Annotated in this window: 24 protein-coding genes; 16 read left to right on the top strand and 8 right to left on the bottom strand. The window is 70.8% G+C overall.

Translation table 11 applies throughout. The features are described from left to right. Positions 1–434 precede the first annotated feature (434 nt). A complete protein-coding gene (locus CIK81_RS16865) occupies positions 435–983 on the top strand; it encodes a CarD family transcriptional regulator (protein ID WP_096163987.1) in 549 nt (182 codons plus the stop codon). Positions 984–1055: 72 nt separating this feature from the next. On the opposite strand, the gene CIK81_RS16860 is transcribed toward CIK81_RS16865, so the two are convergent. Together CIK81_RS16860 and CIK81_RS16855 are read right to left on the bottom strand one after the other, a co-directional pair. Further along, positions 1056–2369, bottom strand: coding sequence for an MFS transporter (locus CIK81_RS16860; protein ID WP_241964236.1), 1314 nt, complete (start codon positions 2367–2369; stop codon positions 1056–1058). 71 nt (positions 2370–2440) lie between these two features. Further along, positions 2441–3097: an SRPBCC domain-containing protein gene (locus CIK81_RS16855; protein WP_096163986.1), complete on the bottom strand. Its 657-nt coding sequence runs from the start codon at positions 3095–3097 to the stop codon at positions 2441–2443. 212 nt (positions 3098–3309) lie between these two features. Between CIK81_RS16855 and CIK81_RS16850 the strand changes: the two genes are divergently transcribed. The 8 genes from CIK81_RS16850 (at position 3310) to CIK81_RS16815 (ending at position 11479) form a co-directional block, all read left to right on the top strand. Next, positions 3310–4056, top strand: coding sequence for an HAD family phosphatase (locus CIK81_RS16850; protein WP_096163985.1), 747 nt, complete (start codon positions 3310–3312; stop codon positions 4054–4056). Further along, positions 4053–6599, top strand: a complete 2547-nt coding sequence (locus tag CIK81_RS16845) for a glycoside hydrolase family 65 protein (protein WP_096196760.1) — start codon at positions 4053–4055, stop codon at positions 6597–6599. The genes CIK81_RS16850 and CIK81_RS16845 overlap by 4 nt, the downstream gene beginning before the upstream one ends. 125 nt (positions 6600–6724) lie before the next feature. Beyond that, entirely contained in the window at positions 6725–7939 is a 1215-nt protein-coding gene (locus CIK81_RS16840) for a YihY/virulence factor BrkB family protein (protein WP_241964235.1), read from the top strand. After that, positions 7936–8502, top strand: coding sequence for a peptide deformylase (gene def / locus CIK81_RS16835; RefSeq protein WP_096196759.1), 567 nt, complete (start codon positions 7936–7938; stop codon positions 8500–8502). Before CIK81_RS16840 ends, def begins: the two co-directional genes overlap by 4 nt. A 191-nt stretch (positions 8503–8693) precedes the next feature. Continuing rightward, on the top strand, positions 8694–9119 hold the full coding sequence (locus tag CIK81_RS16830; RefSeq protein ID WP_096163982.1) for a ubiquinol-cytochrome c reductase iron-sulfur subunit: 426 nt from the start codon (positions 8694–8696) through the stop codon (positions 9117–9119). After that, entirely contained in the window at positions 9109–9957 is an 849-nt protein-coding gene (trmB, locus tag CIK81_RS16825; protein WP_096163981.1) for a tRNA (guanosine(46)-N7)-methyltransferase TrmB, read from the top strand. Before CIK81_RS16830 ends, trmB begins: the two co-directional genes overlap by 11 nt. Before the next feature lie 56 nt (positions 9958–10013). Then, on the top strand, positions 10014–11057 hold the full coding sequence (locus CIK81_RS16820; protein WP_114305504.1) for an LCP family protein: 1044 nt from the start codon (positions 10014–10016) through the stop codon (positions 11055–11057). A gap of 56 nt (positions 11058–11113) precedes the next feature. Next, entirely contained in the window at positions 11114–11479 is a 366-nt protein-coding gene (locus CIK81_RS16815; RefSeq protein ID WP_096163979.1) for a DUF4235 domain-containing protein, read from the top strand. Between the two features lie 142 nt (positions 11480–11621). Here the strand turns inward: CIK81_RS16815 and phoU are convergent, their stop codons facing one another. Then, the gene (gene phoU, locus CIK81_RS16810; RefSeq protein ID WP_096163978.1) at positions 11622–12296 is read right to left on the bottom strand and encodes a phosphate signaling complex protein PhoU; all 675 of its coding nucleotides are present in this window, start codon (positions 12294–12296) and stop codon (positions 11622–11624) included. 173 nt (positions 12297–12469) lie between these two features. On the opposite strand from phoU, the gene CIK81_RS16805 reads away from it, so the two are divergent. Continuing rightward, positions 12470–13828 (top strand): cell wall metabolism sensor histidine kinase WalK, encoded by a 1359-nt coding sequence (locus CIK81_RS16805; protein ID WP_096163977.1) that lies wholly within the window; start codon positions 12470–12472, stop codon positions 13826–13828. 1 nt (position 13829) lies between these two features. Beyond that, positions 13830–14522 (top strand): response regulator transcription factor, encoded by a 693-nt coding sequence (locus CIK81_RS16800; protein ID WP_096163976.1) that lies wholly within the window; start codon positions 13830–13832, stop codon positions 14520–14522. A 116-nt stretch (positions 14523–14638) separates the two neighbouring features. Here the strand turns inward: CIK81_RS16800 and CIK81_RS16795 are convergent, their stop codons facing one another. Continuing rightward, positions 14639–15127 carry a hypothetical protein gene (locus CIK81_RS16795; protein WP_096163975.1) on the bottom strand — a complete coding sequence of 163 codons (489 nt, stop codon included), beginning with the start codon at positions 15125–15127 and terminating at the stop codon, positions 14639–14641. Between the two features lie 246 nt (positions 15128–15373). Here CIK81_RS16795 and CIK81_RS16790 point away from each other — a divergent pair, with 246 nt between their 5' ends. Together CIK81_RS16790 and CIK81_RS16785 are read left to right on the top strand one after the other, a co-directional pair. After that, positions 15374–15856: a CarD family transcriptional regulator gene (locus CIK81_RS16790; RefSeq protein ID WP_096163974.1), complete on the top strand. Its 483-nt coding sequence runs from the start codon at positions 15374–15376 to the stop codon at positions 15854–15856. Positions 15857–15878: 22 nt separating this feature from the next. Beyond that, positions 15879–16682, top strand: a complete 804-nt coding sequence (locus tag CIK81_RS16785) for a 2-C-methyl-D-erythritol 4-phosphate cytidylyltransferase (protein WP_096196797.1) — start codon at positions 15879–15881, stop codon at positions 16680–16682. Between the two features lie 31 nt (positions 16683–16713). On the opposite strand, the gene CIK81_RS16780 is transcribed toward CIK81_RS16785, so the two are convergent. Further along, positions 16714–17025: a hypothetical protein gene (locus CIK81_RS16780; protein WP_096163973.1), complete on the bottom strand. Its 312-nt coding sequence runs from the start codon at positions 17023–17025 to the stop codon at positions 16714–16716. 10 nt (positions 17026–17035) lie between these two features. After that, entirely contained in the window at positions 17036–17791 is a 756-nt protein-coding gene (locus CIK81_RS16775) for a 2-C-methyl-D-erythritol 4-phosphate cytidylyltransferase (protein WP_114355934.1), read from the bottom strand. A 150-nt stretch (positions 17792–17941) separates the two neighbouring features. Here CIK81_RS16775 and CIK81_RS16770 point away from each other — a divergent pair, with 150 nt between their 5' ends. From CIK81_RS16770 to ilvA, 3 genes are read left to right on the top strand one after another with little or no spacing between them, the layout of a single operon-like run. Beyond that, on the top strand, positions 17942–18244 hold the full coding sequence (locus CIK81_RS16770) for a PTS sugar transporter subunit IIB (RefSeq protein ID WP_096163971.1): 303 nt from the start codon (positions 17942–17944) through the stop codon (positions 18242–18244). Further along, entirely contained in the window at positions 18241–18747 is a 507-nt protein-coding gene (ispF, locus tag CIK81_RS16765; RefSeq protein ID WP_096163970.1) for a 2-C-methyl-D-erythritol 2,4-cyclodiphosphate synthase, read from the top strand. Before CIK81_RS16770 ends, ispF begins: the two co-directional genes overlap by 4 nt. Then, on the top strand, positions 18744–20114 hold the full coding sequence (gene ilvA, locus CIK81_RS16760; protein ID WP_158542087.1) for a threonine ammonia-lyase IlvA: 1371 nt from the start codon (positions 18744–18746) through the stop codon (positions 20112–20114). The genes ispF and ilvA overlap by 4 nt, the downstream gene beginning before the upstream one ends. Before the next feature lie 165 nt (positions 20115–20279). On the opposite strand, the gene galE is transcribed toward ilvA, so the two are convergent. Further along, on the bottom strand, positions 20280–21278 hold the full coding sequence (gene galE / locus CIK81_RS16755; protein WP_096163969.1) for a UDP-glucose 4-epimerase GalE: 999 nt from the start codon (positions 21276–21278) through the stop codon (positions 20280–20282). 52 nt (positions 21279–21330) lie between these two features. Further along, on the bottom strand, positions 21331–22475 hold a 1145-nt coding region (locus CIK81_RS16750; protein WP_114355933.1), incomplete at its 5' end, for a GuaB1 family IMP dehydrogenase-related protein.

Raw genomic sequence — 22475 nt, 5'->3', positions numbered from 1 at the left:
CCACCCCACGGCGGCCGGCCGGCGCCTCCGACCTCGGTCGACGATGCGGCATCTCGACGTCGGGCGCCGGACGTCGGGCGGCGGTCATCGGACGTCGGGCGCCGGCCGATCGGGCGCCCTGACGGAACCGGATCTGCGCCGTATCCGCCACGTTCCGCGGAGGCTGTCGGTGCGCCGTGAACCGTCCGCTCGCGGTGTGATGTACACGGAAACGTCATGCTCTGGATATCGTGTCAGAACCATGAGATGGTGGGCAAGCGCTGTCGTAGGCGCTGCCAGCCTGTTCCTGCAGGTCGAGCAGCGCTCGAGCCGCTTCCGATCCCAGTCCGCGAACCCGTCATCGGGTCCAGCGCGGCCCCGGGACGGAGCGACCGCCCTGGGTCATGCAGACCTGCGGTACCGATCGCGCGCAGGCCCACCGAGGAGGTACCCCCTTGTCCGTTGCCACTCCCCCCGTCGATACCGCTGCCCCGAAGCCCGGAGACGTGCTCACCCATCCGGTCCACGGCCCGGTGCGCATCGTCAACTCCTGCACCCGCGTCGTGCGCGGGGAGGACCGTGAGTACGTCGACATGGAGGTCATCGGGGACGAGATGCGGATCTCGGTGCCGGCCGACGGCAAGGACGTCATCGGCCTGCGCGCTCTGCTCGAGGAGAAGCAGATCGGCGAGCTCATCGAACAGCTCTCCCAGCCGATCGAGCCGCCCGAGAAGAAGGCCTCCTGGGCGCACCGCATCAAGACCCTGACCATGCAGCTGCAGTCCGGTCGGCTCTCCGACCGCATCGACGTGATCCGCGGAATCCTCGGGGACTCCGGGGGCGCTCCCTCCAGCCTCGCCGAGCGGAACCTGCTCAAGCAGGCCGTCGGTCCGCTGGCCGCGGAGATCGCCATCGCCCGCAAGGTCACCAAGGACGAGGCCGAGGCCCTGCTGCACGAGACCGCGGAGCGCGCCGTCGCCGCCGGAGCTCCTGCCGCCGCCTGACCGCCTCCGGGGCACGACGCATCCGTCGTCGCGTCGCCCCGCCGGTCGCACCGCCGCACCTGCTGCCCCGCCTCACGGACTCCGGGTTCCCCCGGACGGCGTGACGCGGGGCAGTGTGCGTGCGAGCCAGGCTCCGCCGACCAGGCACAGTCCTCCGGTGGCGGCGCTGGCCACCACGATCGGAGCGACCAGCACGATCCCCGTCACGAGCAGGGGTGCGGCCAGCCTCCCTGCCCCGAGCATCGTGTTCCACCAGGCGAGATAGCCGGTGCGCCCGTACACGGGCGACACGTCGATGCCGAGCGTCATCACGATCCCCGAGCCCAGACCGTTGCCGACGCCGATCAGCAGGCAGGGAACGAGCAGCGCGATCAGCGCGAGGGCCTCGCCGCGCCCGTCCAGCGCGGTTCCGAGGATCGCGAGCAGCGTGAAGCCGGCGCCCATCGTCAGCGCGCACGGGACCGCGACGGCCACCCGACCGAAACGATCCATGAGCGTTCCGGCGGGGATCACCAGCAGGATCTCCAGAGCGGCGCTGACACCGAACACGACCGAGATCCATACCGAGTCCACTCCGAGCGAGCTGCCCAGCAGCGGCACGATCACCGGACGGTTCACGCGTGCCATCATCACCGGGGCGATGCCGAGGCCCACTCTCACCATGCGGCCTAGCACCGCGCGGTCCAGACGCACGCGGGCCGGGCTGCGCCGGGAGCGCGGACCGCTCCCCTGCCCGGGCGCCCGCTGCGTCTCCCCGGGAGGCAGGAACACCGCGATCATCACGGTGCCCGCGGCGGCGGTCACGGCGAACAGGAGGAAGACCCCCGCCTCCGACCCGAGAGCCATCACCAGGGCGCCCAGGAGCGGTCCGATCACCTCGCCGAGGCGGATCACGCCGCCGAACAGGGTCATCCCCCTGGCACGCATCGCGGCCGGCAGGGCCGTTCCCAGATACGCCTGCCGGCCCAGCTGCCAGACCTGGATGCTGACCGCCATCACCAGCAGGAGCACGATGAAGGTCACCTGGTGCCCGAGGCCGGGCGCGCCGTGCAATGCCGGGGCGAGCAGCACGTAGGCGGCGAGGTTCGAGACGACCAGGAGCACACCGGTGCTCACCAGGGCGAGGCGGGCGCCCACGCGCGAGATGAAACGGCCCGCAGGGATGGGTCCGAGGAACGAGGTCAGACCGAAGATCGTGGTGATCGCGGCCGCCTGCCAGGCCGCGAACCCCAGGTCGAGGGCCATCAGCGGGATCACCGGCATCAGAGCGGCCAGACCCGCGAACTCCAGCAGGGTCGGCGCATAGACCGAGGGGGCGAGCGACCACAGCACCTGCTTCGCGTCCGCCCGACGCCCGTCGGGGGCGGTCGGCGCAGGAGTGGTCACCCGGCGAGCATGTCATCGGGTACTGAGCCTGGGCAAATACTTCCAGGAAGCGGACGGTCCGTCCGCGGACGTCAGCCGCGGTAGGCGCGCGTGGTCGCGGCCTCGCCCCGGCGCGCGGCCGCTTCGTCGACCCCGGCGGCGATGGCCTCTGCGGCCCAGCGCACCGACCAGGCGCGCACGTGCTCGATCCCCTGCTCCCCGCCGAGCCACTGGGGCGTCGGCACCGGGACGTCGAGCAGGCAGCTCGCCCGCCACCCGTCGGTCTCCGCGGCGAGCGCGAGCAGCGCGATCTCCCAGTGCACCGCGCCCAGCCCGGGGCCCACCCGCTCGAACTCCTCGCGGGGAACCAGCCGGGTGTGGCGCAGGAGCAGCGAGGTGGTGCCGTCGTCCTCCGGATCCAGCCGGATCAGCAGAGGATCGATGCTGCCGCCGTGCTCCCAGGTGAGGGAGATCCGGTGCGGTGCCTCGACCGCGAGCACGCGACCTCGGGCGCCCCGGGGAGCCTCGAAGGCACCTCCTTCACGCAGGTCACCCACGACCGGACCGAACCAGCCCGCGAGCAGCTCGGGTCGGGTCAGCAGCGGCCAGAGCTGCGCCGGGGACCGGGTGATGTTCGTGGTGAGGGTCATCGAGGCGCGCACGACCGGGCGCCCGTCCTGGACCTGCTCATGGATCTCGAGTTCGCGTCGCACCGCGTCGACCACGGGCAGCGACTCCGTGACAGCCATCTTCTCCTCAGAAGTGTCGGAACCGCTCCGCACCGGCGCGCTCGCACGGGCACGGACACCCGCAGAGTAGCCGACCGGCCAGGGCCCGCGCCATGGCGCGGCGCACTTCCTGGACGTCGATCCCGACGCGCACGCCGCGCTCTCGATCGGCCCTTGTGACTCGAGACCACGTCGAGCGGCAGAGTGAGCTTTCGGCGAGCCCTCCCCGTAGCATGACGGCCGTGACTGCCGAGACCACTTTGCGACCGTCCGAGCTCACCGCTCACCTCTTCGACCTCGACGGCGTCATCACGCCGACGGCGGAGGTCCACATGCGGGCCTGGGCCCGCATGTTCGAGGGCTTCCTCTCCGATCGTGGCGTGACGGAGCCGTACACCGATGCGGACTACTTCGCTCACGTCGACGGGCGGCCCCGCTACGACGGGGTCCGTGCTTTCCTCGCGTCCCGCGGCATCTCCCTGCCCGAGGGCGAGGACGGCGATCCCGGAGACCAGGCTGTCGGCGAGGAGACCGTCCGTGGGCTCGGGAACCGCAAGAACGACCTGGTGCTCGCGCTGATCCGCTCAGAGGGCGTCGCGCCCTACCCGGGCACGGTCCGCTACCTCGATGCGCTGCCCGAGGGTGCGCGGCTCGCGATCGTCTCCTCCTCCCGCAACGCCGAGGAGGTGCTGCGCGGCGCCGGTCTGCTCGACCGCTTCGAGCACATCGTCGACGGGAACGTCGCAGCCCGCGACGGCATCCCCGGCAAGCCCTCCCCCGACACCTTCCTGCACGCCGCCCGGCTGCTGGGCGTGGGGGCAGCGGACTGCGTCGTCTACGAGGACGCGGTCTCCGGTGTGGAGGCCGGGGCCGCCGGCCGGTTCGGGGCCGTGGTCGGCGTGGATCGGGGTGCTGGGGCCGACGCGCTCGCCGGGGCCGGAGCCGATCTCGTCGTCCAGGATCTGGAGGAGCTCTCATGACCCGCCTGCGCTCGCTGCCCGCCGATCCCGTCGACCGCACCCATCTGCCGCTGGACGAATGGCGGCTCGTGGAGTCGCGGCCCGGAGGCGACCTGGGGCATCTGGAGACGCTGTTCGCGACCGCCAACGGCTATCTGGGGATGCGCGGCACGCCCCCGGAGGGCCGCGACGTGTCCAGCCACGGCACCTTCCTCAACGGCTTCCACGAGACCTGGCAGATCAACCACGCCGAGTCCGCCTTCGGCTTCGCCCGCACCGGGCAGACCATGATCTCGGTGCCGGACTCGACGGTCATGAAGCTGTACGTCGACGACGAGCCGCTGCTGCTGTCGATCGCGGACCTCGTCGACTACGAGCGGTGGATCGACTTCCGCGAGGGCGTGCTGCGCCGCGAGCTGATCTGGCGCACCCCGGCCGGCAAGCGGGTGAAGGTCGCCACCTCCCGCATGGTCTCCTTCACCCAGCGCCACCTCGCCCTGATGACCCTCGAGGTCACGATGCTCGACGGGTCCGCCCCCATCGCGGTCTCCTCACAGATCATCAACCGCCAGGACATGGCCGACGACTACGGCAAGGGGGTCGACGGCGGCCCGATCACCGACAAGCACGATCCGCGCCAGACCACCGACTTCACCCACCGGGTGCTGGTGCCGCAGCAGAACTGGCACAGCGAACGTCGCATGCTGCTGGGCTACCGCACCTCGACCTCCGGGATGACCCTCGCCGTGGGGGCCGACCACACCGTGGAGTCCGACGCCGAGGTCGAGCAGCTGGTGGACACCAGCGAGGACCGCGGCCGCCAGGTCATCCGCGCCCAGCTCGAGGAGGGCAGCACGCTGACGGTCCGCAAGGCGGTCGCGTATCACTCCTCCCGCTCGGTCCCCCATCGTGAGCTGTTCGACCGCTGCCGCCGCACCCTGGACCGGGTCCGCGACGAGGGCTTCGAGGTCCAGTACCAGGACCAGCGCGACTATCTCGCGGACTTCTGGGAGCGATCGGACGTCCAGCTGCCGGGCCAGCCCGCGGAGCAGCAGGCGACCCGGTGGAGCCTGTTCCAGCTCGCCCAGGCCTCCGCGCGCTCCGACCAGTGGGGCATCCCCGCCAAGGGCGTGACCGGCTCCGGGTACGAGGGCCACTACTTCTGGGACACCGAGGTGTACGTGGTGCCCTTCCTGACCTTCACCGAGCCCCGCTGGGCCCGCAACGCCCTGCGGTTCCGCAGCAACCTGCTGCCCAAGGCGCGCGAGCGTGCCCGTGAGCTCAACCAGCGCGGGGCGCTGTTCCCCTGGCGGACCATCAACGGCGACGAGGCCTCGGCCTACTACGCGGCCGGCACCGCGCAGTACCACATCAACGCCGACGTCGCCTATGCGTTCTCGCAGTACGTGGACGTCACGGGAGATGTGGACTTCCAGCATCGCGACGGCGTGCGGGTCCTCGTGGAGACGGCCCGGATGTGGGCGGACCTGGGCTTCTGGCGCTTCCGGGCCGATGGCAGCACGTCCTTCCACATCAACGGCGTCACCGGGCCCGACGAGTACACGACCGTGGTCAACAACAACATGTTCACCAACGTCATGGCGCGGTACAACCTGCGTCGTGCCGCCCGGGCCGTGCGGGAGCTGCGCGGGGCGGACGCCACCGCGTACGCCGTGCTGCGCACCGAGCTCGACCTCGACGAGCTGGAGCTGGAGCAGTGGGACGCCTGCGCCGAGGGGATGTACGTCGCCAAGGACGAGTCCCTGGGCATCCATCTGCAGGAGGACCGCTTCCTGGAGCGCGAGGTGTGGGACCTCTCCAGCACTCCCCCGGAGGCGTTCCCGCTGCTGCTGAACTTCCACCCGCTGGTGATCTACCGCTTCCAGGTCCTCAAGCAGGCGGACGTGGTGCTCGCGCTGTTCCTGCGCGGCAGCGAGTTCACGGCGGAGGAGAAGCGCGCCGACTTCGAGTACTACGACCCGATCACCACCGGCGACTCCTCGCTCTCGGCCGTGGTGCAGTCGATCATGGCCGCCGAGGTGGGACACCAGACGGCCGCCCTGGACTACTTCCGCGCCGGGCTCTTCGTCGACCTCGGGGATCTGCACCACAACACCTCCGACGGCGTGCACATCGCCTCGGCCGGCGGGGTGTGGAACGCCCTGGTGCACGGTTTCGGCGGCATGCGGCACGACGAGGGGCGGGTCTCCTTCGATCCTCGCCTGCCCGCGGACTGGCCCGAGCTGAGCTTCCCGCTGACCGTGCGCGGCTCCCGTTTCCGGGTGCGGGTGCAGCGCGAGGAGATCTCCTTCACGCTCGAGACGGGCGCCGAGCTCGAGGTCTCCGTCCGCGGCGAGCCGGTCCTCGTGACCTCTGCCGGCGTCAGCACCCCCCTGTCGGACCAGGGGCCGATCCTCGACGACGCCGTGCTCGCCACGCCCGTGGGCCTGGGCGACCAGCGCGCCGACGGATCGATCATGACGTCGTACGTCCCCAAGGACCCCGAGGATCCATGGGAGTACCCCGTCACGACCGACCCCGACGACCTCATCGAGGAAGGCTGACCAGCCTGCGACGTCGGGCCCTAAGGCCCACCTGAGCACCCTGGTCCGGGGCGCGGTGGCATAGGCTCGCGCCGCGCCCTCCTCGGCGCCCCATCCATCCGCCATCCCCGGAGCACGAGCACACGGTGACCCCTTCCCGCCTGCGTCGACCGCAGCCGATGGTCGAGTACGCCCGACCCCGGCTGAGCGTCCTGCATGTCCTGAACCGGGTGCGGATGAGGCTGCTGGACATACAGGTCTGGGACGTCTCGGGCACGATGACCTTCTACCTGCTGCTGTCGGTGTTCCCCGGGGCGGTCGCCGCGGTCTCGATGACGTCGATCATCGGGGTCGAGGGCGCGACGCTCGATGCCTTCACCTCGATGCTCGCCGAGGTGTTCCCGACCCTGGATCCCGGCCCGTTCCTCGCCGCGATCAAGGCCGTGTCCTCGACCAGCGGCGGTGTGCTGGGGCTGACCCTGGGCACCATCGGTTCGCTGCTGTCGGCTTCCAACGGCGTCGCCGCCTTCCACCGGGCCCTGCACCGCGTCTACGACACCCGCGAGGGCCGCCCGTTCCTGTGGTTCCGCACCATCGTGTTCGGAGAGACGGTGCTGATCGTCGCCGTGATCATGCTGGCCTTCGGGATGATCGTGGTGGGCGGCGAGGCCTCGCAGCGGATCGGCGAGTTCATCGGGATCCCGCTGATCGCCTTCCACGCCTGGAACCTCGTGAAGTGGCCGATCCTCCTGGTCATCCTGATCATCGCCGTATCGCTGGCGTACTACCACTTCCCCAACGTGCGCCTGCCCCGCTACCGGGTCATGACCCTGGGGTCCACGGTCACCGTGCTGGTGCTGTTCGGCGCCGCGCTGCTGGCCGGGCAGCTGATGGTCTACGCGACCCGTTTCGCGGAGGTCCTGACGGTGCTGAACGGCCTCATCGCGATCATGCTGCTGCTGTGGGCGGCGAACATCGTGATCATCTCGGGAGCGGCGCTGGACGCGGAGTTCCTGCGGGCCCGCCAGATCGCCAGCGGCGCCGAGGCGTGGGACGTCATCGCGCTCGAGCACCATGCCACGCACGCCCTGGACTTCCTCGCGGCGGATGCCGCGCAGGCGGAGGCCATCGGTCGTGAGGTCGCCGACGCCGCGAGGACCGGGGCTCCGCTGCGCCGGCGGCGCAGCGTGTGGATCGTCGACGCCGACAGCCCGCTGGCCGTGAACCCGCCCACCAGTCATAGTGCGATGACCTGGTCCGACCATGCTCCCGACGGGGCACCTGCCGCACCGCCTGCCCCAACGACCACCGATACTGCGGGTCCCACCGATCCGCCGGCCTCAGGAGATTCGCCCGCATGACCGTCCGCCCGATCACCATCGTCGGCCACCGCGCGCTCGCGCAGCGCACCCGCAAGGTCCGTGAGATCACCGACGACATCCGCACGCTGGTCGCGGACATGTTCGAGACCAACGACGCGGCCGACGGCGCCGGGCTCGCAGCCACCCAGGTGGGCTCCCGCTGGCGCCTGTTCGTCTATTCCTGCGCCGATGTCGACGAGGTCCGGCAGCGCGGCGTGGTCATCAATCCGCAGCTCGAGCGCTTCGGCGGGATCGAGCTCGATGAGGAGACCATCGAAGGCTGCCTCTCCGTGCCGGGCGAGGGCTTCCCGACGGCGCGGCACCGCGGCGCTCGCGTGACCGGCATCGACCTGGAGGGCGAGCCGGTCAGCGTCGAGGACGAGGGCGGCGTCCTCGCCCGTGCCCTCCAGCACGAGGTCGACCATCTCGACGGCACCCTCTATCTGGACCGCCTCACCCCGGCCCGCAAGCGCGAGGCGCTCGATGCGGTGACCGCACGGGGCTGGAGATCCCGAGGCCTGCTCTCCTGGGATCCCACGTCTCTCGAGGCGGCCGACGTCTGATCCCGACCGGGCCCGCCTGCTCCCCGCAGAGCGGTGTCGGGCCGTGCGGTGCCGGGCGGAGCGTTGCAGCGACGGGCAGCGTCGGGCGGGGGCGTGCAGGGTCGAGCGATGTCCGGCCGTGTCGTGGGAGCCACCCCTCATCACGGGTCCGGGAATGGCTGTCGCCGCGCAACGCTGGCTATCCTGGATCCATGGAACGCCCGTGCCTCTCTCGTCGTCATGCTCTCCTCCTGCCCGCCTCCGCCGCCGGGCTCGGCACCCTCGCAGCGTGCGGCCCCGGGGACGAGGGCTTCGGTGACGCACAGCCCCTGCGCGCGGATGACGGCGGTGTCTCGCTGGACGACGTCCCCGAGAACGAGAGCACGCTGGTCAACTTCGGCGGCGAGCAGCCCTTCGTGCTGCTGGTGCGGGGCACCGGCGAGGACATCACCGCGTACTCGGGCTACTGCACCCACAACGGCTGCGCCCTGAGCCAGAAGCAGGACGAGCTGGACTGCCCGTGCCACGGCTCGAAGTTCGACTCCTCCAACGGCGAGGTGCTCGTCGGCCCCGCCACCCGTCAGCTGCCCGAGGTCTCCGTCGTCGTCGAGGAAGGCCTCGTGCGTCGTGCGGGCTGATCCGCGGGCCGGCGCCGGCAGCACCGGTCCCACCGAGGCGAAGCCTCCCCGGGAGATCGTCTCCTTCGTGCGTCGTGACGAGCGCCTGTCCCCGCGTCGGCAGAACGCCTGGGACCGGCTCTCGGAGGACTACGTGCTGGATCTCCCGCGCGGCGAGCGCGACACGGTCCCCGACGAGACCGCGTACCTGGACCTCGAGCAGCTGTTCGGCCGGCGCGCCGAGCTCGTGGTCGAGGTGGGCAGCGGCCTGGGCGACAACATCGTCGCCGCGGCCGTCGACCATCCCGAGCGCGATCACCTGGCCGTCGAGGTGTACCGGCCCGGCCTCGCCCAGACGCTGAGCCGGATCGACAAGGCCGGACGGCCCCGGAACCTGCGCCTGCTGCCCCTGGATGCCCAGCGCAGCCTGCCCGTGCTGCTTCCCGAGGGCTCCATCTCGCACCTCTGGGTCTACTTCGCCGATCCGTGGCCCAAGGCCCGCCACCACAAGCGGCGCCTGATCAACCCGCCGTTCCTGGACGCGGTGCTGCCCCTGCTGGCCGATGGCGCCGATTTCCGCCTGGCCACCGACTGGGCGCAGTACGCCCATCACATGCGCCACGAGCTCGATGCCCGCGACGAGCTCGAGCTCCTGCATCCGGATGGCCCGCGCCCCGGCTCCGAGAGCAGCGACACGCTCCCCGAGGGGCTCGCGCACACAGGATGGGCACCTCGATTCGAGGGTCGTGTGAAGACCAGCTTCGAGAACAAGGGACGCGCCGCCGGACGCTTAATATGGGACCTCGCGTACGTACGGGTGCCTCGGCCCTCGTCGGATGCCACCCATGGAGCCTCGTGAAGAGCCTCAGGATCTCCGCCGCGCCCGACGCGTCGCCTGCTTGAGAGTGAGTCCGTATGAACGCCCCCGAGAACATCGATCTCCCCGCTGACTGGGAGGACGACGACCAGCCCGATCCCGGTCAGCGACGCGGCCGCCGGATCGCCCTGATCGCCCTGGGCCTCGCTGCCCTGCTGGTGCTCGGGCTCGTGATCGTGGTCGCCTCCTACCTCCACGGCCTCAACAGCGCCTATGAGAAGCGCACGGTCGTGGACATCTCCCGCGGGCCGTCCGACGGGGAGCGTCCCGAGGACGGCGTCGGACAGAACTTCCTGCTGCTGGGTTCGGACAAGCGCTCCGCCGAGGCCGCGAAGGCCGAAGGGGTCAGCGGCCAGCGCTCGGACGTGATGATGCTCGTGCACGTCCCCGACGACGGCGCCGAGGCCTACATCATGTCGTTCCCGCGCGACCTCTACGTCGAGATCCCCGGCCATGGCACGGACCGCATCAACGCGGCTCTCGCCTTCGGCGGCCCGAGCCTGGCCGTGTCGACGGTCGAGAATTACGTCGGGGTGCCCGTCGACCACGTCGCCCTGATCGACTTCGACGGCATCGAGGGCATGGTCGACACGCTCGGCGGCATCGACGTGCAGGTCCCCCAGGACTTCGAGGCGGACGGCCACCAGTTCACCGCGGGGACCCAGAGCATGGACGGCGAGGAGGCGCTGACCTTCGTGCGCCAGCGCAAGCAGTTCGCCGACGGCGACTTCCAGCGCAACCGCAACCAGCAGGCAGTGCTCAAGGGCATCGCGGACAAGCTGATCAGCGCCGACACCCTCAGCTCCCCGGCCAAGATCACCGACACCGTCGAGTCGATCTCGCCGTTCCTGACCACCGATGACGGGCTCAGCGGCTCCGCGATGGTCCAGCTGGGGCTGTCGATGCGCTCCGTGCGCGGCGGCGATCTCCATTTCCTGTCGGTCCCCTACGGCGACCCGTACACCACGCAGGGCGGCGCGAGCGTCGTCGCCACCGATGAGGAGTCCATGGACGTCCTGCGCGAGGCACTGCGCGAGGACGACATGGGAACCTATTACGCTGAGCACGCAGGGGCTTACTGACCGCGGGCCCCATCAGCCTGTCCGCCCGTCGCACCACCCATCGCTTGGAGGAACCCGTGGCCAATCCACTCGTCAAGATCGCCGTGCCGCTCGCCGGAGTCGCCGCTGCCGTCATCGGGAACAAGGTGGCCGAAGCAGGATGGGGCGCAGTCTTCGGCGAGGACGCCCCGACGGAGAAGACCGTCAAGAACTCGCAGAAGGATGTCAAGAAGCAGCGCAAGCAGGCGAAGAAGGACGGCCAGCCGAAGCCCGAGATCGAGGCGATCCGGGATCCTGCCGAGGATCAGCCGATCTGGAAGGCCCTGCTGTGGACCCTCATCTCCGGCGTCGTGCTGCAGGGCATCAAGCTCGCCGCGGAGCGCGGCACCCGCAAGGGCGTCGACTCGCTGACCTACCGTCGTCCGCGCAGCAACCGCGGCTGATCGCCTGTCGGCTGACCGGTCGTGCAGCCGGGCGCGGTGCCGCCGCAGCGATCGCAACGGGGCGCCCCACGGAGTCCGTGGGGCGCCCCGTGCGTCTGCGGGTGGTGTCCGATCGGCGTCGGGCCCAGCCCGGTCTTGAGGCTCAGAACTCCGGGACGTCGACCCCGTCGTGGTAGGCATCCAGCGAGTCCCCGGTGACGAGGAAGCCCACGCGGCGCACGAGGGAGACGGCGTGGTCGCCCAGTCGCTCGTAGAAGCGGATCAGCAGCGTCAGATCCACGATCTGGGCGTTGGTGTACCCGTCGCCGCGGGCGATCTCGCGGGAGACCTCGAGCATCAGGTCATCGAGCTCGGCGTCGTCCTTCTCGACCTGCGCCGCCAGGGCCAGATCCCGCTCGGCGATCACACGGGCGGCGTCCCGGAGGGCGATGCCGCCCAGCTCGGACATCCGGGCGATCTGCGCACGGTGCTGCTCGGGCACGGCAGGTTCCGGGTGCGTGCGACGGGCCACGAGCGCGACGTGCGCGCACAGGTCCCCCATGCGTTCGAGCGACGAGCTCATGCGCAGGGAGGCGACCAGCAGCCGCAGATCCGTGGCCACCGGGGCCTGGCGCGCCAGCAGCTCGACCGCCTTGGAGTCGAGATCGATCTGGCGCCGATCGATGTGGGGGTCGGCGGCGATGACCCGCTCCGCCAGGGCGAGGTCGCCCTCGAGAAGCGCCTGTGTCGCCTCCTCGAGAGCCCTGCCGACCAGGTCGGCCATGTCGAGCAGGTCGTCGACGATGTGCCGCAGGTCGCTCTGATACGCCTCGCGCATGGGTAGTACTCCTCAGTCCGGTGGGCCATCGCCGGCAAGTATCGCAATCGCGGGTGAACGGAGAGATCCGCTCGGTGAACTCCGTGCGACGCCGTCATGAACTCCTCTCCCCGGTTGTCCGGGAACGACCGACGCAAGCGCAGGCCGCAGCGCTGTAGGCCTAGGCTGTCCTCGTGCCCCTGACTGTCCTCCTCCTGCTCGCCGGCGCGATCGGTCTCGTGATCGGCTGCGCAGCGACGCTGGCGTTCCTGCGTTCGGACCGCCGACGGACCGCCACGCCCCTCGCGGTGCGGCAGGGGATCCCCGAGCCCGCGATGGAGGTGCTGGCGATCCTGTCGTCCGCCTACGTGGTGCTCGACGCGAGCGGCGACGTGCTGCGGGCCTCGCCCCTCGCCTACGCCTACGGGATCGTGCGTGCCGCCGAGGGCGATTACCCGCGCCTGGCGAACCAGGAGCTCATCGCGCTCGCGGCGGACGTCGGCCGCAACGGAGGCTTCCGCGACGAGCGGCTGTCCTTGCACCGCTCGAGCCAGGCGGCGACCGACACCGACGCCGTGATCGACGTGCGCATCGGATCGCTCGGTGAGCACGGGGCACTGCTCCTGGCGGACGATCTCACCCGCGCGGTGCGCGTGGAGGAGACGCGACGCGACTTCGTCGCCAATGTGTCCCATGAGTTGAAGACCCCGGTCGGGGCGATCACGCTGCTCGCCGAGACCATGGAGGACGCGGCCGAGGATCCGGACGCGGTGCGCCGTTTCGCCGATCGCATGCAGGCGGAATCGCGGCGTCTCGCGCACCTGGTGCAGGAGATCATCGAGCTGTCCCGGGTGCAGGGAAACTCCTCGCTGCCGGATGCGGAAGCGGTCGAGATCGATGACGTCGTCGCCGACGCCGTCGCGCTGAACCGGAACTTCGCCCTCGGCTCCTCGATCGAGGTCGCCGTGGGCGGGGCCGGCGGGCTGCGGGTCTTCGGCTCCGCGTCGATGCTCACCACCGCCCTGTCCAACCTCGTGTCCAACGCGATCTCCTATTCGGATCCGCAGACCCGGATCGGGGTATCGGTGCGGCGCGAGGGCGGCATGGTCGAGCTCTCCGTCAAGGACCAGGGCATCGGCATCTCCAAGGAGAACCTCGAGCGGGTCTTCGAGCGGTTCTACCGGGTCGATCGCGCCCGCTCGCGCAGCACCGGCGGCTCGGGCCTCGGACTGGCGATCGTCAAGCACATCGCCACCGACCACGGCGGCGAGGTCACGGCGTGGTCGATGCGCGGCCAGGGGTCGACGTTCACGCTGCGCCTGCCGGAGATGGGCGAGACCGGAACGATCACGGCGCACGCCGCAGAGGACGTCGCTGAGCCCGCCGCGCACTCCGCGAGCCGGGCCCGTGCCGAGCGACCGCCCGGCCCCGAGCACGCCGCCCGGACCAGGAACGGCCGCGCCTCCGCGGCCACCGACGCAGCCGGATCCGACGGATCCGGCACCACCTCACGGCACGCAGCGGATGACCGCCGGCCGGGAAAGGGAGACTGACATGACGCGCATCCTGATCGTGGAGGACGAGGAGTCGTTCTCCGATCCCCTGTCGTACTCGCTCCGGAAGGAGGGGTACGAGGTCGCAGTCGCCGACAACGGCACCGACGGGCTGCGGATCTTCTCCGCGCACGGGGCCGATCTGGTGCTCCTGGACCTCATGCTCCCCGGGGTGAGCGGCACCGAGGTGTGTCGCGAGATCCGTCGCACCTCGAGCGTCCCGGTCATCATGCTGACCGCCAAGGACGACGAGTTCGACAAGGTGCTGGGGCTCGAGCTCGGCGCCGACGACTACGTCACCAAGCCCTACTCCTCCCGTGAGCTGCTGGCTCGCATCAAGGCGGTGCTGCGTCGCGGTCAGGACTCCGCGGACGCCGACGAGGACTCGACCCTGCAGGCCGGCCACCTCATGATGGATGTGGAGCGGCACGTCGTGCAGGTGCGCGGAGAGGACGTCGCCCTTCCGCTGAAGGAGTTCGAGCTGCTGGAGATGCTGCTGCGCAACGTCGACCGGGTCCTCACCCGCGGCCAGCTGATCGACCGGGTGTGGGGCGCGAACTACGTCGGGGACACCAAGACTCTCGACGTGCACGTGAAGCGCCTGCGCGCCAAGATCGAGGACGACCCGAAGAACCCGGTCCACCTCGTGACCGTCCGCGGACTGGGCTACAAGTTCGAATCCGCCGGGTCCTGAGAGACGCTGCGCGGGCGCTGTGCCGCCCGCGCACGACGAACGCCTCGCAGCTGGGCTGCGAGGCGTTCGTCGTGCGGTGCGGACCCTGCCGAAGCGGGGGCCGGCCCGGGGTCGGATCAGCCGGCGGGCGGCGGACCGAGGTGGCTGAGAGTGGTGTCCGCGACGGGCACCGAGATGGTGTCGCTCTGGCCGTCGGCCGAGACCTCGAGGTCGAAGACCTCACCGGGCTTCACCGGGAAGTCGGAGAGCGGGATCTCCTGCTGGCCCTCGTCCGCGCCGAGGTCGACGACGCCCTCCGCAGGCACGGAGATGCTGGCCGAGAAGAGGGTGCTGCCGCCGGACATGCCCGTGAGCTCCACGGAGACGTCCTCCTTGGCGTAGCTCACGACGGAGCCGTGGAAGGTCGCGGTGCCATCGTCCTCGACCACGACGATCGCGTCGCGCACACCCGCGAAGACCGCACCGGCCTGCTCGATGTTCGCGTTGGTGCCATCGCCGGCCTGGTAGAACTCGTGCGTCTGCACCGGGCTGAAGGACGTGCAGCCGGAGGCGGCGAGGGCAAGGCCCAGGGCGGCTGCGGAGAGCACGAGACGGCGAGAACGCACGAAGGACTCCTGTTCGAGTGCCGCAGAGGACGGCAGGAAGATCTGGGGACAACTCTGACAGGTTACCCCACCCGGGCCCCTCGCTCAGCACACGGCACCCGCCCAGGCGGCCCCGGCCGGCGGTGCGTGCGACATACGCCCGCCAAGCATCCGTGAACCGCCCGTGAACTGCGGATTCATGGGGAAGCGCGGATATTATCACGACGCACCCCTGCTAGACTGGTCGGCGGAAAGGGGACCCACCACATGAATTTTGCTGTCGGCGAGACCGTCGTCTACCCGCATCACGGGGCCGCACTCATCGAAGAGGTCAAGACCCGCACCATCAAGGGCGAGGATCGCACCTACCTCAAGCTCAAGGTCGCCCAGGGCGATCTGACCATCGAGGTTCCCGCCGATAACGTCGACCTCGTCGGCGTGCGCGACGTCGTGGACAAGGAGGGCCTCGACGAGGTCTTCGAGGTGCTGCGTCAGCCCTACACCGAGGAGCCCACCAACTGGTCGCGCCGCTACAAGGCGAACGTCGAGAAGCTGGCCTCGGGTGATGTCAAGAAGGTCGCCGAGGTCGTGCGCGACCTGTGGCGCCGTGATCAGGACCGCGGTCTGTCCGCCGGGGAGAAGCGCATGCTCGCCAAGGCCCGCCAGATCCTGGTCTCCGAGCTCGCACTCGCGGAGAAGACGGACGAGGCCAACGCCGAGTCCATCCTCGACGAGGTCCTCGCCTCCTGACCGGGTCCGCTCCGTGACCTCCGTGACCGAGCAGACGGTCGGCGCCGTGCGGCCGATCGTCCTCGCTCTCGCGCCTCCCGCTCCGGGCCTGTCCGAGGGTGTCGTCGCCCCCTGCCTGGAAGCGGTCGGCGGCGCTCGGCTGATCGAGAGGCTGCTGGACACGCTGGCCGAGGCCGGGCTGGTGAGCCCTCTGGTCATCTCCTCGCAGAGCGCGGCCCCGGCGCTGCGGGCCCTGCTGGGCGAGCGGGCTCGCGTGCTCCCCTCCTCCGGTGGCCGGCGCGGAGCGCTCGCGCTCGCTCTCGCCGAGGCCGACGAGGACCTCCTGCTCCTCCACGACGCCGAGCGGGCGCTGACCCCGGTCTCCGTGGTCTCGGCCGTGCTGGACGCCGTCGCCGACGAGGTCGATGCGGTGCTCCCCGTCGCCGCGCTGACGGACTCCGTCAAAGCAGTCCATGCACACGGGCTGCGCAACATCGATCGCTCCACGCTCGCCGGTATGCAGAGTCCTCGCCTGCTGCGGCGCACGCTGCTCGAGCGTGCTCTCGCACAGCCCGGTCGCGGAGGTCTCGAGGACTCCCCCGGCCCCGGCCCCGGCTCCGAGCTCGACCTCGATCGGGTGGCCGCGCGCGGCTCGCGGGCCGGGAGCCCGCAGGAGCGCTACGACGAGATCCTCGCCGCGCTCGACGTCGGTGCGCGCGTGCGAACGGTGCATGGGTCGCACTCCGGGTTCGCGGTGCTGGATCGGCTGAGCCTCTGGCAGGCGCAGATCTCGCTGGGGCTGGCGAGGGACACCTCGCACCGGCACGGATTGGCTCGTCAGGCCTGAGCCGACACGTGGCGCTGGAGCCGGGGCCGTCTCAGCCGTTCCGGCGGCTGCGCCACACGGTGCGGAACTCCTCCGCCATGCGCAGCGGCTTCGACAGCGTGCGCTGCGGCAGAGAGGTGGCGAGCTCTCCGGGATCACGACGCAGCCGTCGCGCCAGCCGCCGAGGCTTGCTCGAGATGCGCTGGCGCAGATCGGGCAGATAGTCCTCCGAGACGTCCAGGCGGGTCACGGCACCGCATCCGCTGCACTGGATCTCCGAGACGAAACGTCCGGCGTACACGACGACGTGCTCCGCCTCCTGATCACAGGCGGTGCAGCGCAGGAAGCTCTCCTGGATGGCCATCAGATCCTCCTCACCCGGTCCTCAAACCTAGCGCGGTGACCACGTCCTGCGCCAGGAGAAGGTCCTGGGCATAGGTGATCTTGAAGTTCGTCTCCTCGCCCCGCACCCAGGTCACGGGGGCCGCCGTGTACTCCTCGGCGCACGAGGCGGTGTCGGTGCCCACGAACCCGTCCCGGGCCGCGGCCTCGTAGGCGTCCAGGATCGTGGCGGCGTGGAAGCCCTGCGGGGTCTGGACCCGGAGCAGGGCATCGAGGGTTCGAGGGTCCCCCGGCGTGAGCCCGTCGGCCCCCTGGACCGGAGCGATCCCGGTGACCGGGATCCCGGGAACCGCTCCCCCGTGCTCGCGCGCCGCATGCAGCACGGCAGAGGCGAGGCCGTGGGAGACCAGCGGGCGCGCGGCGTCGTGGATCAGCACGGTGTCGATCGTGCCGGCATCGATGCGGTCGGCGAGATGGCGCAGCGCCATCAGCTCGGAGTCCTGGCGGGTCTCACCGCCGGGAATGATCTCCAGCGGCCGGTCGGTCTCGCGGGCGGCGACGAACCGGGCGTGCTCGAGATCCTCGGGGCGCACCACGAACACGAGGATCCCCACGCCCTGAACGGCGCCCAGGGTGTTGATGCCCCAGCTGGCGATGCTGCGCCCGGCCAGCGGCAGGAAAGCCTTGTTGATCCCCGCACCCACTCGAGTGCCCGAGCCACCGGCGAGCACCACCCCGGCGGCGCGTCCGCGGCGGCGCAGGGCTCGGGATCGTCGGGTCTGCTTCACGCAGGCATCGTAGACGGCGAGAGACGATCCTGCGTCACCGGCGCACTCATGACAGAATCGACCGTCGCCGGGTGCCTCCGCACCCCGATGAACCTGCCACACCCGGGTCGGCGACTGCTTCCCCGACCTCGACCACCTCAGGAGATTCGAATGCTCACCATTGCCATCGTGTGCGGCGCGGGGCTCGCCACCTCAGCGCTCGTCGCGGAGCAGGTGCGTGATCACATCGCTTCCCGAGGTCGTGACGCGCATGTGGTCCAGGCCACCGTGATGGACCTGCTCTCCCCCGATTTCCAGGCCGACGTCGTCGTCAGCACCGTCGACCTCCCCCCTGCTCTCGGAATCCCCCGGATCTCGGGCATGCCCATCCTGCTGGGCACCAACCCGAAGGTCACCTACGACGACATCGATCGCGTCCTGGCCGAGCTCGATGAGCAGGGCGGGGCCCGGTGAGCGCTGCGTCGCTGCTGCCGCGGGTCGGCCTCGGGGTGGACGTCCATGCATTCGCCCCGGAGGGCTCCCGGCGGGAACTGTGGATCGCGGGCCTGCACTTCGCCGGGGAGCGAGGGCTCGCCGGTCACTCGGATGCGGACGTGGCCTGCCACGCAGCGTGCGACGCCCTCTTCTCCGCCGCGGGGATCGGGGACCTCGGCACCCATTTCGGAGTGGATCGCCCTGAGTGGGCCGGCGCCTCCGGCAGCAGACTGCTCATCGAGGCCGCCCGACTCGTGCGGGAGGCCGGCTTCGCGATCGGGAACATCTCGGTGCAGGTGATCGGCAACCACCCCCGCCTGGCACCGCGCCGCGACGAGGCATGCGCAGCCATGAGCACAGCCGTCGGCGCCCCGGTCGCCGTCTCGGGAAGCACGACCGATTCCCTCGGCCTGACCGGTCGGGGCGAAGGGGTGGCCGCGATGGCGACGGCGCTGGTCGTCGCCGAGGAGGAGAACGCATGACGATGCCCAGGACCGATCTGCCGCTGTCCGCGGACGACGTCGAAGACGCCGCGAAGCGTCTCGCGCCCGTGCTGCACCGCACCCCGCTGCAGCGCAGCGAACGGCTGAGCGCACTGGCCGGGGTGTCGGTCTGGCTCAAGCGCGAGGATCTGCAGTCCGTGCGCTCGTACAAGCTGCGCGGCGCCTATCTGTTCATCGCCTCGCTGAGCCAGACCGCCCGCGAGGCGGGTGTGGTCGCCGCGAGCGCGGGGAACCATGCCCAGGGCGTCGCCCAGGCATGCCATGCCCTCGGGATCCACGGGCGCATCTACGTGCCCGGCAGCACGCCCCGCCAGAAGCGTGAGCGGATCACCGCGATCGGCGGCGATCTCGTGGAGCTCGTGCTGGTCGGTGACACCTTCGACGATGCCGCCGAGGCTGCGGCCGACGACGCCGAGCGCACCGGCGCCACTCCCGTGCCACCCTTCGACCATCCGCTGATCATGGCCGGGCAGGGCACCGTGGCGCTCGAGGCCGTGGACCAGCTGCGCACGGAGCACGGCCGCGAGGTCGGCACGATGGTCCTGCCCGTCGGCGGCGGCGGGCTGATCGGCGGGTGCGGCACCTGGCTGCGCGAGCGCACCCCCGCGGTGCGGATCGTCGGCGTCGAGCCCGCCGGCGCGGTCTCCATGGCCGCCGCGCTCCGCGCCGGGCATCCGGTCGCCCTGCACGACATGGATCGATTCGTCGACGGGGCCGCCGTGCGCCGCGTGGGTGCGGATCCGCTGCGCATGGTCCAGGCGATCGAGCCGGAGCTGATCGCGGTCGACGAAGGCGCGGTGTGCACGGAGATGCTCGAGCTCTACCAGGTCGACGGGATCATCGCCGAGCCCGCCGGAGCCCTGGCCGCGACCGCCGTGGCGACCGACGCGATCGAGGCGACCGAGGCGGCTGACGCGACCGACGCGACCGACGCGACCGACGCGATCGACCACGTGGCTCACGACGACAGCGTCTCCGCCTCCCCCGAAGAGGCGACCGGGGACGTCGTGGTGGTGATCTCCGGCGGCAACAACGACGTCTCCCGGTACAACGAGGTGGTCGAGCGCTCCCTGGTGCACGAGGGGCTCAAGCACTACTTCCTCGTGACCTTCCCGCAGGAGCCCGGCGCACTGCGGCGTTTCCTGGACCGGGTGCTGGGACCCAACGACGACATCGTGCTGTTCGACTACATCAAGCGCAACAACCGCGAGGAGGGGCCGGCGCTCGTGGGGCTGGAGATCGGCGACCGCGCGGACCTCGAACCGCTGATGGGCCGCATGGCCGCCTCGAACATGCAGATCGAGCGGGTCGACCCCGCCGATCCGATCTACCGCTACCTGACCTGAGGCCCCGCCCGCCGGGCCGTCGCCGGGCCTCAGGCCCGGCGGCCCGTCGGCCGCTCAGGGCCCGGCGCGCGGGGCACAGCACTCAGGCGCCGACACTCGGGGCCTGCGCTCGGTGACCTGCACTCCGGCGCCGGCGTTCGGAGCCCTGCGCTCGAGGCCCGGCGCTCAGGCCTCGGGGTAGGCCTCCACGTCGGGCGTGATCGACCCCGAGCGCGCCTCGACGGCCGAGCGCACGATGTCGTCCAGGCCGTGCTCCGACTTCCAGCCCAGATGCTGGGCGATGCGGTCGCCCGAGCAGATGAGGCGCGCGGGGTCACCGGCGCGCCGCTCCCCGCGCTCCGGGGTGATCTCGATGCCCTTCGCGCGGGCGATCGCGTCGATCACCTCGAGCACGCTCGAGCCCTCGCCGGTGCCGACGTTGAACACACGATGGGGACGCTCCTCGCCGCGCAGGTAGTCGAGCGCGGCGATGTGAGCGTGCGCGAGGTCGAGGACGTGCACGTAATCGCGGATGCAGGTGCCGTCCGGGGTGTCGTAGTCGTCCCCGAACACCACGGGAGCCTTGCCCTGCTCGAGACGGTCCAGCACGATCGGCACCAGGTTCATCACCGCGGTGTCGGCCAGCTCGGGCCACCCGGCACCGGCCACGTTGAAGTACCGCAGGGCGACGGTGCGCATGCCATGGGCGCGCTCGGCGTCGGCCAGCATCCACTCCCCGACGTACTTGGTCGCGCCATAGGGGTTGATCGGCTGCGGGGTGAGGTCCTCGGTGACGAGGTCGACGTCCGGCACCCCGTAGACCGCGGCCGAGGACGAGAACACCACGTCGCGCACCTCGGCGTTCGCGCACCCGGCGAGCACGTTGGCGAGGCCGCCGATGTTGTCGTGCCAGTACATCTCGGGGTTCGCGACCGACTCGCCCACCTGCTTGTGCGCAGCGAAGTGGATCACCGAATCCGCGCCGCTGGCCCGGAGGTGGAAGGCGATCTTCTCGCTCGCGTCAGGGGCGGTGATGTCGAGTTCGACGAGCTCGGCACCTGTCGTGCGGGTTTCGATCCCGGTGGAGAGGTTGTCCACCACGACCACCTTCTCCCCCTTGTCCAGGAGGAGTCGCACCACGTGCGATCCGATGTATCCGGCGCCACCGATCACGAGAGTTGTCATGGCACGAATCCTACCGGGACCCATGCACTGCCCTGCTCCGCCGTCCGGACGCTCAGCTCCAGGAGCTGGACACCGGGCGTCCCTCGGCGTAGCCGGCCGGGCCCTGCAGGCCGATGACGGCCCGCTCGCGGAACTCGGCGGTGCTGCCCGCTCCGGCGTAGGTGCAGGAGGAGCGCACACCGGCGGTGATCTCGTCGAGCAGGTCCTCGACGCCGCCCTTGCCCTCCGCGAGGAACATCCGCGAGGTCGAGATGCCCTCCTCGAACAGTCCCTTGCGGGCGCGGGCGAAGGCGTCCTCGTGAGCGGTGCGGTGCGACACGGCCCGCTTGGAGGCCATCCCGAAGTTCTCCTTGTACCTGCGGCCCTTCTCATCAGTGCGCATCTGGCCGGGCGACTCGTAGGTGCCGGCGAACCAAGAGCCGATCATCACGTTGGAGGCACCTGCCGCGAGGGCGAGGGCCACGTCGCGCGGGTGGCGGACGCCGCCGTCGGCCCACACGTGGCCGCCCAGGCGGCGTGCTTCGGCGGCGCACTCGAGCACTGCGGAGAACTGCGGGCGGCCCACGCCGGTCATCATCCGCGTGGTGCACATGGCGCCCGGACCCACCCCGACCTTGACGATGTCGGCGCCGGCCTCGATGAGCTCGCGAGTGCCCTCGGCGGTGACGATGTTGCCCGCGGCGAGGCGTACGGCGGTGCTCTCGCGAGGGCCGATCACGCCACGGGCCGCACGCAGCGCCTCGAGCATCTTGTCCTGGTGGCCGTGGGCGGTGTCCAGCACGATCACATCGGCGCCGACCTCCACGAGCTCGGCGACCCGGGCGGCGACATCGGCGTTGATGCCCACGGCGACCGCGACACGGAGGTTGCCGTCCGCGTCGACCGCGGGACGGTAGATGGTCGAGCGCAGCACGCTGGTGGCCGTGAGCACGCCGCGCAGCGCGCCGCCGTCCGCCTCGGCCTCCACGACGATCGCGGCGTCGTGATGGGTGGCGGCGGTGCGTGCGTGCAGCTCGGCGGGGGCGGCATCGAGATCCTCGGGCGTGAGGACCGGCACATCGGTGCTGAGCACCTCCCCGACCGGGGAGAACGAATCGCGTCCGACGATCTCCTCGGCCGAGATGGTGCCCAGGGGGCGACGGTTCTCGTCGATGACGACGACGATGCCGTGCGGGCGCTTGGGCAGGAGGTCCGCGG

Source organism: Brachybacterium sp. JB7, assembly GCF_003335205.1.
GTDB lineage: Bacteria > Actinomycetota > Actinomycetes > Actinomycetales > Dermabacteraceae > Brachybacterium > Brachybacterium alimentarium.
This window is presented reverse-complemented; position numbering and strand designations above follow the sequence as displayed.

Coding starts and splice junctions, on each gene's coding strand:
- def (WP_096196759.1), top strand. CDS start 7,936: ATGACCGTCCGCCCGATCACCATCGTCGGCCACCGCGCGCTCGCGCAG.
- ilvA (WP_158542087.1), top strand. CDS start 18,744: ATGACGATGCCCAGGACCGATCTGCCGCTGTCCGCGGACGACGTCGAA.
- CIK81_RS16855 (WP_096163986.1), bottom strand. CDS start 3,097: ATGGCTGTCACGGAGTCGCTGCCCGTGGTCGACGCGGTGCGACGCGAA.
- CIK81_RS16830 (WP_096163982.1), top strand. CDS start 8,694: ATGGAACGCCCGTGCCTCTCTCGTCGTCATGCTCTCCTCCTGCCCGCC.
- CIK81_RS16780 (WP_096163973.1), bottom strand. CDS start 17,025: ATGGCCATCCAGGAGAGCTTCCTGCGCTGCACCGCCTGTGATCAGGAG.
- CIK81_RS16770 (WP_096163971.1), top strand. CDS start 17,942: ATGCTCACCATTGCCATCGTGTGCGGCGCGGGGCTCGCCACCTCAGCG.
- CIK81_RS16790 (WP_096163974.1), top strand. CDS start 15,374: ATGAATTTTGCTGTCGGCGAGACCGTCGTCTACCCGCATCACGGGGCC.
- CIK81_RS16820 (WP_114305504.1), top strand. CDS start 10,014: ATGAACGCCCCCGAGAACATCGATCTCCCCGCTGACTGGGAGGACGAC.
- CIK81_RS16850 (WP_096163985.1), top strand. CDS start 3,310: ATGACGGCCGTGACTGCCGAGACCACTTTGCGACCGTCCGAGCTCACC.
- CIK81_RS16800 (WP_096163976.1), top strand. CDS start 13,830: ATGACGCGCATCCTGATCGTGGAGGACGAGGAGTCGTTCTCCGATCCC.
- phoU (WP_096163978.1), bottom strand. CDS start 12,296: ATGCGCGAGGCGTATCAGAGCGACCTGCGGCACATCGTCGACGACCTG.
- galE (WP_096163969.1), bottom strand. CDS start 21,278: ATGACAACTCTCGTGATCGGTGGCGCCGGATACATCGGATCGCACGTG.
- CIK81_RS16845 (WP_096196760.1), top strand. CDS start 4,053: ATGACCCGCCTGCGCTCGCTGCCCGCCGATCCCGTCGACCGCACCCAT.